The following is a 13,823-nucleotide window of genomic DNA, read 5'->3' as shown; positions in this document are numbered from 1 at the left end:
CAAAGCGGCCCCGTTTTTTATGTGGATCAGGTGTTGTCGGAAGACGAGGTATCGACGAGACCAAGGGCGGATAGCGCCTTCCACGCGTTTTCCAGCCGCAGATTGCCTTCGCCCTTTTCAAGGCGGACAATCGTGACGTGGCTGATGCCGATCAGTTCGGCCAAGGCGACCTGCGACAGGTTTTCCCGTTTGCGGGCTTCCTGCACGCGGCGTCCGAGTTCCTGAAGGGACGGGAGCTTTTCAGTCATAGATTCTTTCCCATGCTTCCTTGACGGTGTTGGCGTAGCGGAACGATTTTTCTTCGGATAGCAGAATCCTGTCTTTCAGGTTTTTAAACAGGGGTTCTTTTTTGCGATAAAGCTGTTTCAAGGCTGATTCGGCGGCCTTTCGCGGCAGGCCAAATTCCGGGGCGATCCGAAGCAGGAGGTCCCGGTCATAGTTTTCCCATTGCAGGCGTTGGTCATTGACCAGCAAGCCAAAGCGGGTGGTGTATCCCTGAGCGCCATAGATATACCCGTTCAGAACATCGTATGCGGGGGATAATCTGAGGCCATTTGGCGTTTCCAGGAGGCTCCAGTTTTTGATGTGGCAATCGACATTGCCCAGAAGCACATAAACCGCGAGCCTGATAAAAGCGCGCCTTGCATCAATCAGCGGCGCACTGGAAAACGAGAGAGCCCGGCCAATATCGCCATAGGACGCATTGTATTTTCCACGGTGATCGCGGCCCGGTGTGACGCCAAGAATTTGCGCAAAATCTTCGCAGCGCAGTTTGGTTTGCATGGCAGCACCCTGTCGATCAAAGCGCCGGACCGCAAGGGCCGCATCGGGGATGCCGGTGACGAAGGTGCGCCATGTGTGCGCGACTTCGCCTTTGGGAAGAAGCGTTTTGCAAAGCGCCATCGTGCCGGCTTCGTTGGTGACAAGATCGGGCAGGTTTTCAGAGGAGAATTTTGCAATGATCGGTGCCGGTTCATCCTGCTTGGCCGGATGCAGTTTTCCGTCATCTGTTTCATTGCAAAGTATTTTTGCCTGAACACCGCTGATGGTGCGTTCCGTATTTGCCGCCTGATCCATCGGGGACAGGGTTGATGTTTTTAACCTGCGATCCTGTTTTGCTTCGGGGTCGATAATGCCGACCGCACCGATGCAATCGCCTGCAAATGCAAGCAGAATTCCAAAATCGTCGTTGGTGTCCAAGTCTTCAAAGGCGCTTTGGCGTTCGCGAAGCCAGCCCTCGGGGCCGAGATGCGAAAAGAACGGATGCAGGCCATTTGGATGGAAATGTGTGCGTTGCGCGGCGGGCAGGCAGCACGCAATGTCGTGATCAAAGCCTAGATCATATTCAAATGATGTTGCATTACCGGGTTCTTCGCGCAGGATGCCTGCGCGATTGCCCTTGAATGTCACAATCCCGTATCGCAATCGAGCCATTATAAAATTTCTTTTATACTGTGCTGTTGATGGCTGATTTTAGTAAAATAAACGATACTTGTCACTAACAAAGTATCGTTTTTGATACTTTATTGATGGAATTTGGCGGGTTCGTATAAAATATTATACGATTCTGGCGTCAGAAACGGACGGACATGGATAGCGATCCGAACTGATCGCCCTTGTCCTGGCCTTCGAATTCGGCGGTACGATAGACGTGGGTGTAGGTAAAGCGCGCCTGACCGACAATGACGGCAAAGCCGATTTGCAGATCGCCAACCAGCGGTTCCTTGTCGATGGAATTGCTGTCGCGGAACGTGTTGCCATCAAGGGTGATGTCACGCAGCACCCAGCGACCGGCAGCCCCGGCAAACAGATAGCCGCTGACGGGGAAGCCGCGTGTGTCGGGGACAAAGAAATCCGAACCCGGCAGGCTGGGGCGGATGCGCGGCGGGCCGTAATCGCCCGGCAGGTCAAAGCCCAGCCGGAACATGGTGCCAAGTTCAGCATTGGTATAGGCATTGCCCAGCATGAAACCGGCATGCGGGGTGGCGTCATATTCAAGACCGAGAACATCGCCTTCGAACCAGCTTCTGTATTTGCGTTCATAAGCCAGATTGACGATCGGTTCGTTGTGGATCTGGTTGTCCCAGCCTTTGGGGTCGGGGCTGTCGATCATTTCGTGAACGACTTTCTGGGTATTGTCGGCAAAGGATGCAGGCCCGACAACGCCAAGGGTCAGTTCAAGGGTGTCGATCCGCGAATAGTTGCTGTCGTCGTCGCGTTGCAATCCGGTATCGGACAGAAGCCCGACACTGCCATACAGCAAGCCGGCCCACGGGCGGTCATCGGGCTGGTTTTCGGCAATCGAGATGTCGTTTGGCGTAAACATGCTTTGCCCGATGGCGTAGCTGGTACGGATACGACCGTTCGAGGCGAAAAACGGCACGGCCTTGGCTGCGGTCAAGACCGGTTCGGGCGCACTGTCTTCGGGGGAGACGAAGGCAAGCCGGACACCGTTGGTGTAATGCTGGTCCTGATTGTTTTTGGTGAACAGATCGTTTTCAACCGATAGCGACACCCCCCATTTATCATCGGGGGTGCGGGTCGATTGCGGACCGGATGCGGTGTTTTGCTGGGCATGGGCGATGTTTGCCATGGTCAGAACACCAAGGACGGGCAGCGATGCCAGAAGACGTTTCGAAATGGTTTTGGGCGATGTCATCGAATGCTCTGATCATTATTGACGCGCAATTTCCGGACCATGAAATCGATCACGGTTCTGATTTTACGCAGTTTATGACGTTGCGGTGCACATATAGCATAAAGGCCCAGCTCGCGCGGGGCGAAATCATCCAGAAGACTGACAAGCCTGCCATCTTGCAGTAAATCGTCGACAACCAGACGCGGTGTCAGCGTGATGCCGCAACCTTGCAGCAGTGCGTCACGCTTCGCAAGGCTGCTGTTGACATAAAAGCGGCCTTTGACCTGAATGCTGCGTTCATGTTCACCATCAACGAAGGTCCAGAAACCCGGGCGGCTGTCATTGGTGTAAACAAAGCAGTTGTGGTGCAACAGATCCTCTGGCCGGGTTAGCGGGGGTGATTTGGCGATATAGGCGGGGCTTGCGCATAAGACTCTGGAATAGCCGCATAATCGCCGGGCAATAAGGCTTGAATTGGGCAGCGATTCACTGACCCGGAGCGCAATATCAAATCCTTCGTCCACCAGATCGACGACCTTGTCATTGAGTTCAAGTTCGATGGTCAGTTCGGGATAGGCATCGATCATTTCGGCAATCATCGGGGACAGTTGCCGGATGCCAAACGACATCGGGGCGGCGATGCGCACCCGTCCGCGCGGCCCGTCGTTAAGATCGCGCACGGTTTCATCGGCATCGGCCATTTCATCAAGGATGCCGGTAATCCGGCCAAGATAGGTTTCGCCCGCCTCGGTCAGGCTCATGCGGCGCGTGGTGCGCGCGATCAGCTGCACGCCAAGCTGATCTTCAAGCGCGTTGATATGTTTTGTCATCGAGCCGGGTGTCATGTTGAGTTCGCGGGCGGCGGCGGCAAATGTGCCGCGTTCGGCGATTTTACGAAAACATTCCAGTGCGCGCAGACGGTCCATTCCTGTTCCCCGTATTCCGGTCAAACAACCCTATAATTTCCATACTGGAAATAAACTACGATCAAATAGCGGCAAGATCGACTGGTAATGTTGTGTTAGTTTCACCAAAATTGAAATTGCCTGCGCGCCCCACATATCCGCGCAGGCCCGAAGAAGGATCACGACCATGAGCGCCACCTGGCTCAAACCTGTTTTATTGCTGATTGGTTCCGGAACGATGGGCGGCAGTTCGATCCTGCTGTCAAAGGTTGCGGCACAGGAAGGCATTCCCGCCCTTTCCTATCTGTTCTGGCAGTGCCTTGGTGCCGGGTTGATACTGGCGATATTGTCGGTCGGGCGGGGTGGTTTGCCGCCGTTGCGGGCCGGATATATCCGGTATTATTTTGTCGCCGGTCTGGTCAGTCTCGCGATCCCGATGGGGCTTGGTTATTTCATGGTGCCCTATATCGGGGCATCGATGGCCGGTGTGTTTACCGCCCTGCCGCCGCTGATGACATACCTGATTTCGATGGGGATCGGGATTGAAACCGCGCAATTCAAGCGCCTGATGGGGTTGATGGTCGGTTTTTGCGGTGTGCTGTTTTTGTATGTGCCGCAGATCAGTGCACCCGATAGCACCCTTCTGGTTTACCTGCTGGTGGCGGCCCTGATCCCGGTCAGTCTGGCGGTTGGCAATGTTTACCGGACCGTGGCATGGCCCGCGGGGGCGTCGCCGCTGACGCTGGCGTCGGGGATGATGATGGCCAGTGCGATCCTGTGCCTTGGGTTCGAAACCGGACGGGACCAGTTGCATGTGCCCGATTTCGGCAATGGAATGGCGTGGCTGATCATTGGGGTTCAGATGGCGGTCGCCAGCATGATGTATATCTGCCATTTCGAATTGCAGCGTGTGGCAGGCCCGGTATTCCTCAGCCAGATCGGCTATGTCATGGCCCTGACCAGTCTTGCGGGGGGCACGTTGCTTCTGGGGGAAACATTGCGGCCGGAACTGATCGTGACACTGGCTTGTGTGGTGGCGGGGACGTTCCTTGTCCGGCCGGCACGCCCATCGGATCGTCGGGCATCGGCAACCAGTTAGGGTCTCGATGCCTGCTTTGAGCGCGCCCTTGAGCAAAGAAAACCACCGCCCGTATCGCCGGGCGGTGGTTTGTATTTCGGGGTATCTGGCGGTGGGGCGGATCGTGCCGTTGTGTCCCTATTTACGGGGCGTCATGCCTTCGTTTTCGCCTCTTTCAATTGCCAGTTTGTCGACGCGCGACATCATCGATGGCGGGTCTGACAATTCGGTTTCCTCGGCACATTGATGGCGATCACGAAGCACGGCAAGGTCGAAATCGCGCGGGTCGATATTGAATATTTTGGGTTCAATGATGGTGGTTGCCGTGCGGATCATATGCAGCGTGGTTCCGGTTCGTTTGTAGGAAACGAAAGACAGCCCTTCGAGCATTTCTTCTTCGGTTTCAACATTGTACGAGCCAGCCGGGAAACTGTGATCGAAGCCTTTCAGGTGGAAAGGATGGTGGAAGGCGTATGTTTTCTGGATTGTTCTGATGGTCGTCATGGCATGAGGCTCCATTTGCGGTGGCCCCGGCAATGACCCTGTCCGATGGTGCGCGGGACATTCGGCGGGGAGGGCAAAATCATTTTACGAGCGCAGCGGATATCCTTCGTCCGGTTCTTTTTTTGGCAAGGGAACCGGTGTGCTGAACGGACAGCCTTCAAGCGGAAATTCTGATTGTGCCGTGGATATGTGAAGTATCCTGTTCGAAGATGTTTCATTTTGTTTTGAATATTATTGTACGCTGATCCGGTTATTTTATCGAATGTTCTATTTTTGTTTTTTGATGGATAAATAAACACAGATCAGTGCACGGGTTTCAAATTTGTATAATCATGAAAGAATGAATTTTTTCCGTTTGGATAGGTTCTTTATCTTCGCGGCCACTCGATTGAACGAGGGCATCATGTCGCTTACATTCCTGATACTGATGATTTTGGGATCGATATTTGTCGTGACCATGCCAATCTGGTCTTTTAGCCGCAGGTGGGGCTATTTTCCCTGTTCGATCATGCTTGTATTGATTGTTGTCATCATTGGTGTTTCATTCACAAATGATGTTCAGGTGTTTTTCTAATGTAATGGCGATATAAAATTTTGGCCTAAGCAAACACAGGTTAGTTCTGTGCTTTGAAATTTCGGTTAAAAGTCATCATGAATGCTGAATGTTCAGTTATTCAAATTCGGTTTTTTCAGGGCAATACTTGTCGCCCACAGTCGGACCCCCGATGCTCAAGACAAGTCCCCCTATATTGCCCTCATGAAATCAAGACTTAAGGTCAATGGCTATGAAAGAACAACAGAGTTCAGGGCAGTCCGCTGCCGAGAAAATGAAGACTGTCAAGGCTGCCTGGGACAAGGCACCTTCCGGTCCGAAAAAAGAAGCGGCGTTGAAGCATTATCAGGCTGCCGAAACGGCCCAAAAGGCCAAAAACGATCCTGAATGTATCAAATCGCTCGACGCAGCGACCAAAGCTTTGAACTGAACTTTGATGTCCTACCCCTATTGACATCTTCCATCCCGGCGGTTTCGTCGGGGTGGTTTTTTTCAAACAGGCCATGACGCAACAGCAGGATTTCACCTGAGTACACAGGAGGCTTCCATGAGTGTCCGCACGATCAGCAATGTTTACCGTTTCAAGCATCCGTTCAATTTGACAGGCCGTACACGAAATCTGCCAGCCGGTACATATTGTGTAGAGACATACGAAGAGCTGGCGGAGGGCGATAGTTTTGTCACCTATCAGCCGGTCCTGTCGCTTTTGCATATCAATGGGACGCCGACTTCCGATGCGGCGCGGCTTTCGATCCTGGTCAGTCTTGAAGAACTTGATCTTGCGTTGGTGATGGACGAGATCGCGGAAGAAGAACTGGCCCTTCTTGATGCCGATATTTCCGAACAGGAATTGCATTTGGTGGGCGAAATACATCGTGCAAGCCGGGTTTCATCTGCCAGATCACCCTTTGCGATGGTTATTCGCTGACATCCCGATATCTGCGACCAAGGCATTTTGATCTGATCAACGGGCCGGGCGATATCGCCCGGTTTGCCCGGTTGATTTGGATAATCCATTTCATTTTGAAATTCAATAATATCACAAACAGGAGAGTGTAAATGTTTGGTTTCCAGGGTGGAGAAACAGCCGAAGCCGTGACCCGCAAAAAGGGTTACCTCAGGGATGCGCAGAAGCATTGGAAATTCCTGACGCATTATGATCTTTCGACGATCCGGACCAAGGGGCAGTTTTGCAATATGATCAAAGTCCGCGCCAGCCTGTCCGAAGAGCAGGCGACAAAGGATGTCGATGCGTGGATGGCAGGCAAGGTTTTTTGATCGTACGGGGGTGATCGATGCCCGGTATGGCCGGATCAATGCCGGATGATGGGCTCGTCCTGATCAAGGTAGCCGACCTGAAAATCGGCAAGGGCGATCAGCTTTTCAAGATTGTTGAAATGCACGATCCCCTTTTGGAAGGTCATCAGATCCTGTTCGCGCAATTGGCGCAGTACACGATTGATATGGATCGCGCTTAGGCCCAAGGCATCGGCCAGAAGGTATTGTGACAGCGGGCAGGGGTAGCTGTTTGGGGTGCCGACCCCGATCAGATTCAATCTGGTCCCCAGTTCCAGCAGGAAGTGGGCCGTGCGCACAATCGCGGACCGTCGGCCGATATTTACCAGATGTTCGACAACCATTGCCTCATCACGCGACGCCGCCCAGAGAATGGCGCTTGCCAGACGGGGGGATTTCGCGAAGGTGGATATCATGTTCTGGGCTGATATTTCAGCGATTGTGATTTCGGTTATCGCTTCGAAGCTGTGATCCGAGGTCCGCAGCAACAGGCTGCGCAGGCCGAGGAAGTCGCCAGGAATTTGAAAATCGATGATCTGGCGCGTGCCATCGGGCAGCAGTTTGTAAGACGCGACCCAGCCATCAAGCAGGATAAAGGCATTGTGTGCCCGCTGTCCTTCGTGAACAATTTCGCGCCCGGCGGAAAGTGTGATCAATCTGTGTGGTAGCGAAGAAAATGTAGAAATTTCATTATCGGTCAGATCGATGAAAGATTTCAGCTTTTTAACAACAAATTTTGTAGACGAAATCATGTGTTTTTCTTTCATGACAAAATAATAAAAATTATTATGCCAATATTTTCAAAATCCTGATCTGTGTTTACGCTAGTTGTGAAACATGATGATAAATCTTTTGGTCATATTTCGCAAGATAGATGCGATAAATTCAAGATTATTTAAAGGATAAATAAAATGGATGATCAATACAGCGTTCAAGGTGCTGCTGCCCTTTCGATTTGCGAGTCTCTCTTGCTTTGTCTGGGAGATATGGGCCTTATGACGGACAAGGATGTTATCGGTATTCTTGAAGATGCGGCCAGCGCGCATGTCACCGGCGAACCCGGGGTGGAAGTGGACGGCCATCATCAGGCCGTTCATGATCTGATCAAAGCAATCATCAAAGGTGGCAATTCGGTACGGCATCCCGCTTAGTCGGGCGTAACGGTTTTCGGCAAATGCTTTTCAGGCGGAAATATTCAATATCCCGACATGAAGGGGCGGAGATTCTGCATCGCGCAAAATCCCGCCCTTTTTCGTGATGCGTTTCGATGTCTGTGACATTGAAGGTCGTCAATGTTGTCAGATCTTATTTGTGCGCTTTATCGGAAACTTTTGTTTCCGGGGTGCCTTTGGGGACCTCGATCTGGCCAAAAAGGGACTGGGTCATTGCGATGATGGTATTGGTCTGATCGGCGAATGCGGCATTGGTGTCTTTTAGCCAGGTTTGCTGCGCATCCATCAGGTCCGACCAATCCGTGCATTCCTGACACGTCTGGTAAAGCTGTACATTGGCCTTGATCCGGCCTGCGACAAATTCCCCAAGCTTTGCAGGAACGACCTGCATGCTATTGGCGATGGCTTCGGAATTGTTTTTAACCGTCGATGCAAGCGGTCCGTTAAAAACTTCGAGAAGGGGCGCGGGAATTGAGGTGGCCGTTTTGTCGGCTTCGACAGTTTTCTGTGTCATGCGCGTGTGCCTTAAACAAGGCTCGACGGAACTTCCGCCAAGCTATCGAAGGGTTTAGCACATGGGGCATCCGGGTTGGCTAACACGGGTTAGTTTTGCCGGGTTTCTTTTGGCAAAAACAAAGGCGCAAGGCTGGTTTCAGGCATCCTTGCGCCGATGTGAAATGCTATTTGGCGGGTGTTATGGTACCACACGCCGCAGGCGTCGGGCTTCGGCCTTTTCAGTGTCGATCAGGCCGCGATAGGCATGCCAGCTTGAATAGCCCAGAAGCGGCATCATGACCGCAAGACCCAGCAGGAAGACCACCATGCCACACGCCGCCATGACCGCAATCATGGCCGCCCACCCGGTCAGCACCCGCCAGTTTTTGCGAAACGCCGCAACACTTATGATCAGGGCGGTGATCACATCGATATCACGATCCACCAGAAGCGGGATCGAGACGACCGTAATGGCAAACACCATCATCGCCAGCACGCCGCCAAGGATGGTGCCGGTAATCAGGAAGGTGATGGCATCGCGCGAGAAGAAGGTTTCCCATACCAGCACATCAAGCGACGGGACCGAGCCATTGTAAAACAGCGCAAATAACAGCATGGCAATACGCGTCCAGGCCAGAAAGAACAGCATCAGGACGACGCCAATCGCGCCAAGCTGACCCGGATTGCGCCGGAAACCATTCAGGCTGTGCCACAGGGTGACATTTTCACCCATTTCAAGGCGGCGGCTGGTTTCATAAAGGCCAACGGCAATCACCGGTGCCAGAAGCATGAAACCGGCACCCAGCGGCAGGGTCAGATAGGGCTGACCCGATTGAAAGAGGCTTAGTAAAATAAGATAACCGGCAATGACGCAAAGCCCGCCATAGGCAAGACCGATGGCCGGGGTACGTTTGAAATCGCGCCAGCCTGCTTCAAGCCATTTGCCGGACTGGTCACTTGTGACATCGCGGATGGCAATGCCTTGCGGAAGCCCGCCGATGGAACCTGTTGGTTGTTCGATTGTGGTTTCGGACATCTGCATCCTCCCTGCACCCTGTTGATCAGAATTGATCAAGGTGGCTGATACACAGGCTCAACGCCCTGATGGTGTGTTCTTTTTTGTTTATAGTATCACTTCGCAAAACAATTGCCAGTATCGGCTGTGTTCAATAGCACAGGTTTTTCATATGAGGATGCGGGGGCAGTTTTCCATAGGGGATGCTTGATTACCGCTGGTCTTGCTCACAAATTCATAGGTGAACCGGTAAAAGGGAAATGCGCGTACCGAAAACGTGCGGAAATGGTATCATCAACCAACTTATTGCCATTTTCTGTTGCGACGAGCGGTACGAGCCATATGCTACTGAGATAAATACAACATCGCACCGCGCAAACATGTCTGTTTCAGCGGTGCCGAGCAAAAAGCGGAGCCGGACTGTTGAAAAAGATCCTTGCCGTGATTGGCGCCATTCTGGTTGTGATCATCGCTGCCCTGTTGGTCATTCCTTCCCTGATTGACTGGAACGGTTACAAGCCACAGATCACCCAGGCAGTGCGTGAAGCAACCGGTCGCGATCTTGAAATTCGCGGCGATCTTTCGATGTCCGTTCTGCCGTTCCCGGCATTGTCGGTCGAGCAGGTGACGCTTGGCAATCTGCCCGGTGCGCAGGACCCCGACATGGTGTCGGTCAAGGAAGTCCGGGTTTCTGTCGCCCTGATGCCGCTTCTGACCGGCAATGTGCAGGTGACCGAGATCAGCCTGATTGATCCGGTGATTTCCATCGAGACATTTGAAGACGGCAGCAACAATCTGGTGTTTGATCCGGCACAGGCCGCACCAAGCGGGCCGGATGCCGGCACGATCACGACACCGCCATCCGCCTCCCCGGCACCGAATGGTGAACAGGCGGCACCCGATGCACAATCGGGCGGAAGCGACGCCGGATCATCCGATTTTGCCAGCACGATCCAGATTGATCGTCTGGAAATCGAAAATGCGACAATCCTTTATCACACACCCGGCAGCACGGAGCGGATCGAGGGGCTGACCCTTGGCGTTTCGGCCGACAGCCTGAATGGTCCGGCAAAGGGCGAGGGATATGTTTTCTATCGCGGGATTCCGCTGACGTTTAATTTCAATGTCGGCGAAATCAGCCAGACCGGCCCGTTCCCGGTCGGCATGCAGATTGGCATCGACAAGGTCGATGGCGGTATCAATTTAAGCGGTCAGGTTGATCTTTCGGCGGAATATCCGGGCTTTAACGGCCAGATTGACGGCAAGTTCGATGATCTGCGCGAAGCGGCCCTTCGGATTGCCGGTGACGGTGCCGACATCCCCGATATCGCCGCCAAGCCGTTCAATCTGGGCGGGCAGGTTGCCGCCAATGCCAAATCTGTGACGGTTAATGATCTGTCGATCCGGTTTGGTGAAACCCGTGGATCGGGGGCAATTGCGATTGATCAGGACCCGAAAATGCGGGCCGATGTGGCGCTGCGTTTCAATCAGCTTGATCTTGATTCAATCCTTGTGCTGACGCATATGGGCGATGGTGCCAATCCGGATACAGGTGCGGGCAGCACGGGTGACAGCGGCATGGCGACCCCGGAAAATGGATCGGCGGGCGATGCTGGTGGGCAATCCATTCCGTCGCAGGGGGATAAGACATCGGGTGCGGCCAATGGTCCGATGATCCCGGCTGATCTGACGGCATCGATTGATTTCGAAGTTGAAACCCTGATCTATAACCAGACGCCGGTGCATAATGCGCGGATCAATGCCGCGATTGCCAACAGCAAGATCACATTGAACGAAGTTTCCGCCGGTTTGCCAGGGGGGACGGATTTCTCGGTGTTTGGCAGCATTTCGGGCGAAGGTCCGAAGCCGAGTGCGGCCCTTTCCTATGAGATGGCATCGGAAAACATTCGTGCGGTGGCGCGCTGGCTTGGGGTGGATGTTGATGGCATCCGGGCGGACCGGTTGCGTCGTTTCTCGTTGACGGGCGGGGTCAAGGGGACACCTGACAAGCTTGATATTTCCGATCTGGATATGCGGATTGACGATACGGCCATTCGCGGTGCCATCGTCGCCAATCTGAGCGGCGAGGGGCTTCCGGCACTTGGTATTGGTCTTAAGCTCGATCGTATCAATCTGGATCAGTATGTTTCGGCAGCACCAGCCGCCGGAAATGGCGATGCGGCAAGCCCAGCGGGCAACGATTCCGCAACAACGGATTCCGGCACGGCAGCGAACGGTTCGGATGCGGCCCCGTCGTCGGGACCCGCGGCGGGCGGTGATGCCATGGTCAGGATGATCAAGGATGCGCTGGCACCGCTTGATGGTGTTGCGGCCAATTATCGGTTGGCGGCTGATGAAATCATTTCATCGGGTGTGTCGATCAAGGGCATTTCGATTGATGGCAGCCTGAGCGGTTCGCAGATCACGCTGAACAATTTTGCAGTGGCCGATGCGGCCGGGCTTTCGGCCAGTGCCAGCGGTGTGTTCCGTGGCGATGTGGCTGTTCCGGCATTCGAGGGGATCAAGCTTAAAGTCACGGCCAAAACGCTGGCGCCGTTGGCGAAGCTGACCGGTATGACGCTTCCGGCACCGGCCAGCGAATATAAAAGCATTCAGGCCAATATCGGGCTGAATGGCCCGGTGACCGGCCCGAACCTTGATCTTGATGTATCCAACCCGTTGATGCAGGTGGCATTGAACGGGGTGCTGAGCGACCTGTTTGGGGCGACACCGGGCATTGATGGCAAACTTGCGATGCAGGCATCAAGCCTGAACCGTGTGTTGCCGTTGCTGGCACCGACCTATGAGCCGTCGGGCAATCTGGGGCGTCTGGTTCTGGACAGTACGGTCAAGGGCAATGCCAAGAATATCGCGCTTGATATCGCGAAGTTCGGTATCGGTCCGTTTGAAACCAGGGGTGACGTTGATTTCGACGCCACCGGGGCGCAGCCGAAACTGGCCGTGGCCCTTTCGGGCGGGGTATTGAATGTTGATCCGTTCGTGCCCGCGGCAAAACGGGCCGGACTGATGCCCGAAGGCGGTAGCGGTGCGCGCCGGGCGGCTTTCAATATGCCGACCACGATGAAGGTTACGACTGTTGATGCCCGTGACGGCACGCCGTGGGATGATACGGTGATTGATGTATCGGCCCTGCGGTCGATTGATGCCGATATCACGGTCGCATTTGATCAGCTTGATTTCGATACCTACAGCCTTGTGAAGCCGGATTTGAAGGCGACACTCGTGACCGGGCTTCTGACCATTCAGAAATTCACCGGCCTTCTGGGCGATGGGAATTTGTCGATTGATGGCACGTTTGATGCGCGCAATTCCGATACGCCGAAACTGGCGCTTAAAGGTAATCTTGACGGGGCGGATATCGAAAAGCTGACCCCGATCCGGGTTGCCAATGACACGGTGATCGGCGGGGCGGCGACGAAGTTTGATGTCACCGCATCGGGCAATACATCGCGCAAGCTGGTCAGTGCGTTGAATGGTACGGCGAACCTTGTTCTGAATAATGTCCGGTTCAGCAATGCCGATAAACGGTCTGCTGATCCGAAGCTGAACATTCAGGCATTGTTGCAGCAGGGCCCGCAGGCGATGGTGGTTGAAGGGGTCGGTAACAACGATCTGGTTCAGACCCTTGAGGCCGACATTGCCATCACCAACGGGATTGCCAAAACCACCCGTGTCGAAGCGACATCGCGTGTGGGGACGGCGGATGCCGATGCGACCCTTGATCTGCCGAAATGGCAGATGGATACGCAGGCCGATTTCGATTTTTCCGAGAAAATCGAAGAATTACCGCCATTTAGCGTTTACGCCAAGGGCAATATCAGCAACCCGGCGATTACCGGGCGCATGGACAAGGTCGCGATCAAGGTTCTGGATAATATCCTTGATAAGGCACTGGGCGGGAGTGGTTCATCCGATAGCGGATCGGGAAGTTCGGGCAAGGATGCCGCCAAGGATGCGGCCAAGGATGTTCTGAAAGGGCTTCTGAACCAGTTCGGTCGATAACTTTTCACAACTGTTCCAAACGTAAAACGGCCCTGCATTGCGGGGCCGTTTTGCTATTGGCGGGATGCGGTCGGGACATGGCTGTCATAAAAAGGCAAAAAAACCTTAACAAACCGGGTTTGCTTCGACATGATCCGCGCGTCG

Annotated in this window: 15 protein-coding genes; 7 read left to right on the top strand and 8 right to left on the bottom strand. The window is 53.9% G+C overall.

What is annotated here, in order from left to right; all coding sequences use genetic code 11:
- Positions 1 to 26: 26 nt before the first annotated feature.
- From TH3_RS15820 to TH3_RS15805, 4 genes are all read right to left on the bottom strand, one after another.
- The gene (locus tag TH3_RS15820; protein ID WP_007089695.1) at positions 27 to 248 is read right to left on the bottom strand and encodes a helix-turn-helix transcriptional regulator; all 222 of its coding nucleotides are present in this window, start codon (positions 246 to 248) and stop codon (positions 27 to 29) included.
- Entirely contained in the window at positions 241 to 1,434 is a 1,194-nt protein-coding gene (locus TH3_RS15815; protein WP_007089694.1) for a type II toxin-antitoxin system HipA family toxin, read from the bottom strand. The genes TH3_RS15820 and TH3_RS15815 overlap by 8 nt, the downstream gene beginning before the upstream one ends.
- A gap of 139 nt (positions 1,435 to 1,573) precedes the next feature.
- Positions 1,574 to 2,659, bottom strand: a complete 1,086-nt coding sequence (locus TH3_RS15810; RefSeq protein WP_007089693.1) for a lipid A deacylase LpxR family protein — start codon at positions 2,657 to 2,659, stop codon at positions 1,574 to 1,576.
- Positions 2,656 to 3,564, bottom strand: coding sequence for a LysR family transcriptional regulator (locus tag TH3_RS15805; RefSeq protein ID WP_007089692.1), 909 nt, complete (start codon positions 3,562 to 3,564; stop codon positions 2,656 to 2,658). The genes TH3_RS15810 and TH3_RS15805 overlap by 4 nt, the downstream gene beginning before the upstream one ends.
- A gap of 166 nt (positions 3,565 to 3,730) precedes the next feature.
- Here TH3_RS15805 and TH3_RS15800 point away from each other — a divergent pair, with 166 nt between their 5' ends.
- On the top strand, positions 3,731 to 4,642 hold the full coding sequence (locus tag TH3_RS15800; RefSeq protein ID WP_007089691.1) for a DMT family transporter: 912 nt from the start codon (positions 3,731 to 3,733) through the stop codon (positions 4,640 to 4,642).
- 117 nt (positions 4,643 to 4,759) lie between these two features.
- Here the strand turns inward: TH3_RS15800 and TH3_RS22475 are convergent, their stop codons facing one another.
- A complete protein-coding gene (locus TH3_RS22475; RefSeq protein ID WP_007089690.1) occupies positions 4,760 to 5,125 on the bottom strand; it encodes a hypothetical protein in 366 nt (121 codons plus the stop codon).
- Positions 5,126 to 5,465: 340 nt separating this feature from the next.
- Here TH3_RS22475 and TH3_RS23525 point away from each other — a divergent pair, with 340 nt between their 5' ends.
- From TH3_RS23525 to TH3_RS15775, 4 genes are all read left to right on the top strand, one after another.
- Positions 5,466 to 5,699 carry a DUF3309 family protein gene (locus TH3_RS23525; protein WP_040060043.1) on the top strand — a complete coding sequence of 78 codons (234 nt, stop codon included), beginning with the start codon at positions 5,466 to 5,468 and terminating at the stop codon, positions 5,697 to 5,699.
- A 211-nt stretch (positions 5,700 to 5,910) separates the two neighbouring features.
- Positions 5,911 to 6,108: a hypothetical protein gene (locus TH3_RS15785; protein WP_007089689.1), complete on the top strand. Its 198-nt coding sequence runs from the start codon at positions 5,911 to 5,913 to the stop codon at positions 6,106 to 6,108.
- Positions 6,109 to 6,225: 117 nt separating this feature from the next.
- Positions 6,226 to 6,606: a hypothetical protein gene (locus TH3_RS15780; RefSeq protein ID WP_007089688.1), complete on the top strand. Its 381-nt coding sequence runs from the start codon at positions 6,226 to 6,228 to the stop codon at positions 6,604 to 6,606.
- A gap of 131 nt (positions 6,607 to 6,737) precedes the next feature.
- The gene (locus TH3_RS15775; RefSeq protein ID WP_007089687.1) at positions 6,738 to 6,956 is read left to right on the top strand and encodes a hypothetical protein; all 219 of its coding nucleotides are present in this window, start codon (positions 6,738 to 6,740) and stop codon (positions 6,954 to 6,956) included.
- 35 nt (positions 6,957 to 6,991) lie between these two features.
- On the opposite strand, the gene TH3_RS15770 is transcribed toward TH3_RS15775, so the two are convergent.
- A complete protein-coding gene (locus tag TH3_RS15770; RefSeq protein ID WP_007089686.1) occupies positions 6,992 to 7,726 on the bottom strand; it encodes a Crp/Fnr family transcriptional regulator in 735 nt (244 codons plus the stop codon).
- Positions 7,727 to 7,885: 159 nt separating this feature from the next.
- Here TH3_RS15770 and TH3_RS15765 point away from each other — a divergent pair, with 159 nt between their 5' ends.
- Positions 7,886 to 8,125 (top strand): hypothetical protein, encoded by a 240-nt coding sequence (locus TH3_RS15765; RefSeq protein ID WP_007089685.1) that lies wholly within the window; start codon positions 7,886 to 7,888, stop codon positions 8,123 to 8,125.
- Positions 8,126 to 8,279: 154 nt separating this feature from the next.
- Here the strand turns inward: TH3_RS15765 and TH3_RS15760 are convergent, their stop codons facing one another.
- Complete coding sequence (locus TH3_RS15760; RefSeq protein WP_007089684.1) at positions 8,280 to 8,660, bottom strand: hypothetical protein; 381 nt, start codon at positions 8,658 to 8,660, stop codon at positions 8,280 to 8,282.
- A gap of 180 nt (positions 8,661 to 8,840) precedes the next feature.
- Positions 8,841 to 9,677, bottom strand: a complete 837-nt coding sequence (locus TH3_RS15755; RefSeq protein WP_007089683.1) for a DUF2189 domain-containing protein — start codon at positions 9,675 to 9,677, stop codon at positions 8,841 to 8,843.
- Between the two features lie 402 nt (positions 9,678 to 10,079).
- On the opposite strand from TH3_RS15755, the gene TH3_RS15750 reads away from it, so the two are divergent.
- Complete coding sequence (locus tag TH3_RS15750) at positions 10,080 to 13,679, top strand: AsmA family protein (RefSeq protein ID WP_007089682.1); 3,600 nt, start codon at positions 10,080 to 10,082, stop codon at positions 13,677 to 13,679.
- Positions 13,680 to 13,823: the final 144 nt, after the last annotated feature.

This window comes from Thalassospira xiamenensis M-5 = DSM 17429 (assembly GCF_000300235.2).
GTDB classification, from domain to species: Bacteria; Pseudomonadota; Alphaproteobacteria; order Rhodospirillales; family Thalassospiraceae; genus Thalassospira; species Thalassospira xiamenensis.
The sequence above is the reverse complement of the archived record's forward strand: the minus strand, read 5'-3'. Positions and strand labels throughout refer to the sequence as shown.

Coding starts and splice junctions, on each gene's coding strand:
- TH3_RS15780 (WP_007089688.1), top strand. CDS start 6,226: ATGAGTGTCCGCACGATCAGCAATGTTTACCGTTTCAAGCATCCGTTC.
- TH3_RS15775 (WP_007089687.1), top strand. CDS start 6,738: ATGTTTGGTTTCCAGGGTGGAGAAACAGCCGAAGCCGTGACCCGCAAA.
- TH3_RS23525 (WP_040060043.1), top strand. CDS start 5,466: ATGAATTTTTTCCGTTTGGATAGGTTCTTTATCTTCGCGGCCACTCGA.
- TH3_RS15765 (WP_007089685.1), top strand. CDS start 7,886: ATGGATGATCAATACAGCGTTCAAGGTGCTGCTGCCCTTTCGATTTGC.
- TH3_RS15820 (WP_007089695.1), bottom strand. CDS start 248: ATGACTGAAAAGCTCCCGTCCCTTCAGGAACTCGGACGCCGCGTGCAG.
- TH3_RS15800 (WP_007089691.1), top strand. CDS start 3,731: ATGAGCGCCACCTGGCTCAAACCTGTTTTATTGCTGATTGGTTCCGGA.
- TH3_RS15805 (WP_007089692.1), bottom strand. CDS start 3,564: ATGGACCGTCTGCGCGCACTGGAATGTTTTCGTAAAATCGCCGAACGC.
- TH3_RS15810 (WP_007089693.1), bottom strand. CDS start 2,659: ATGACATCGCCCAAAACCATTTCGAAACGTCTTCTGGCATCGCTGCCC.
- TH3_RS15785 (WP_007089689.1), top strand. CDS start 5,911: ATGAAAGAACAACAGAGTTCAGGGCAGTCCGCTGCCGAGAAAATGAAG.
- TH3_RS15755 (WP_007089683.1), bottom strand. CDS start 9,677: ATGTCCGAAACCACAATCGAACAACCAACAGGTTCCATCGGCGGGCTT.
- TH3_RS15770 (WP_007089686.1), bottom strand. CDS start 7,726: ATGATTTCGTCTACAAAATTTGTTGTTAAAAAGCTGAAATCTTTCATC.
- TH3_RS15760 (WP_007089684.1), bottom strand. CDS start 8,660: ATGACACAGAAAACTGTCGAAGCCGACAAAACGGCCACCTCAATTCCC.
- TH3_RS15815 (WP_007089694.1), bottom strand. CDS start 1,434: ATGGCTCGATTGCGATACGGGATTGTGACATTCAAGGGCAATCGCGCA.
- TH3_RS22475 (WP_007089690.1), bottom strand. CDS start 5,125: ATGACGACCATCAGAACAATCCAGAAAACATACGCCTTCCACCATCCT.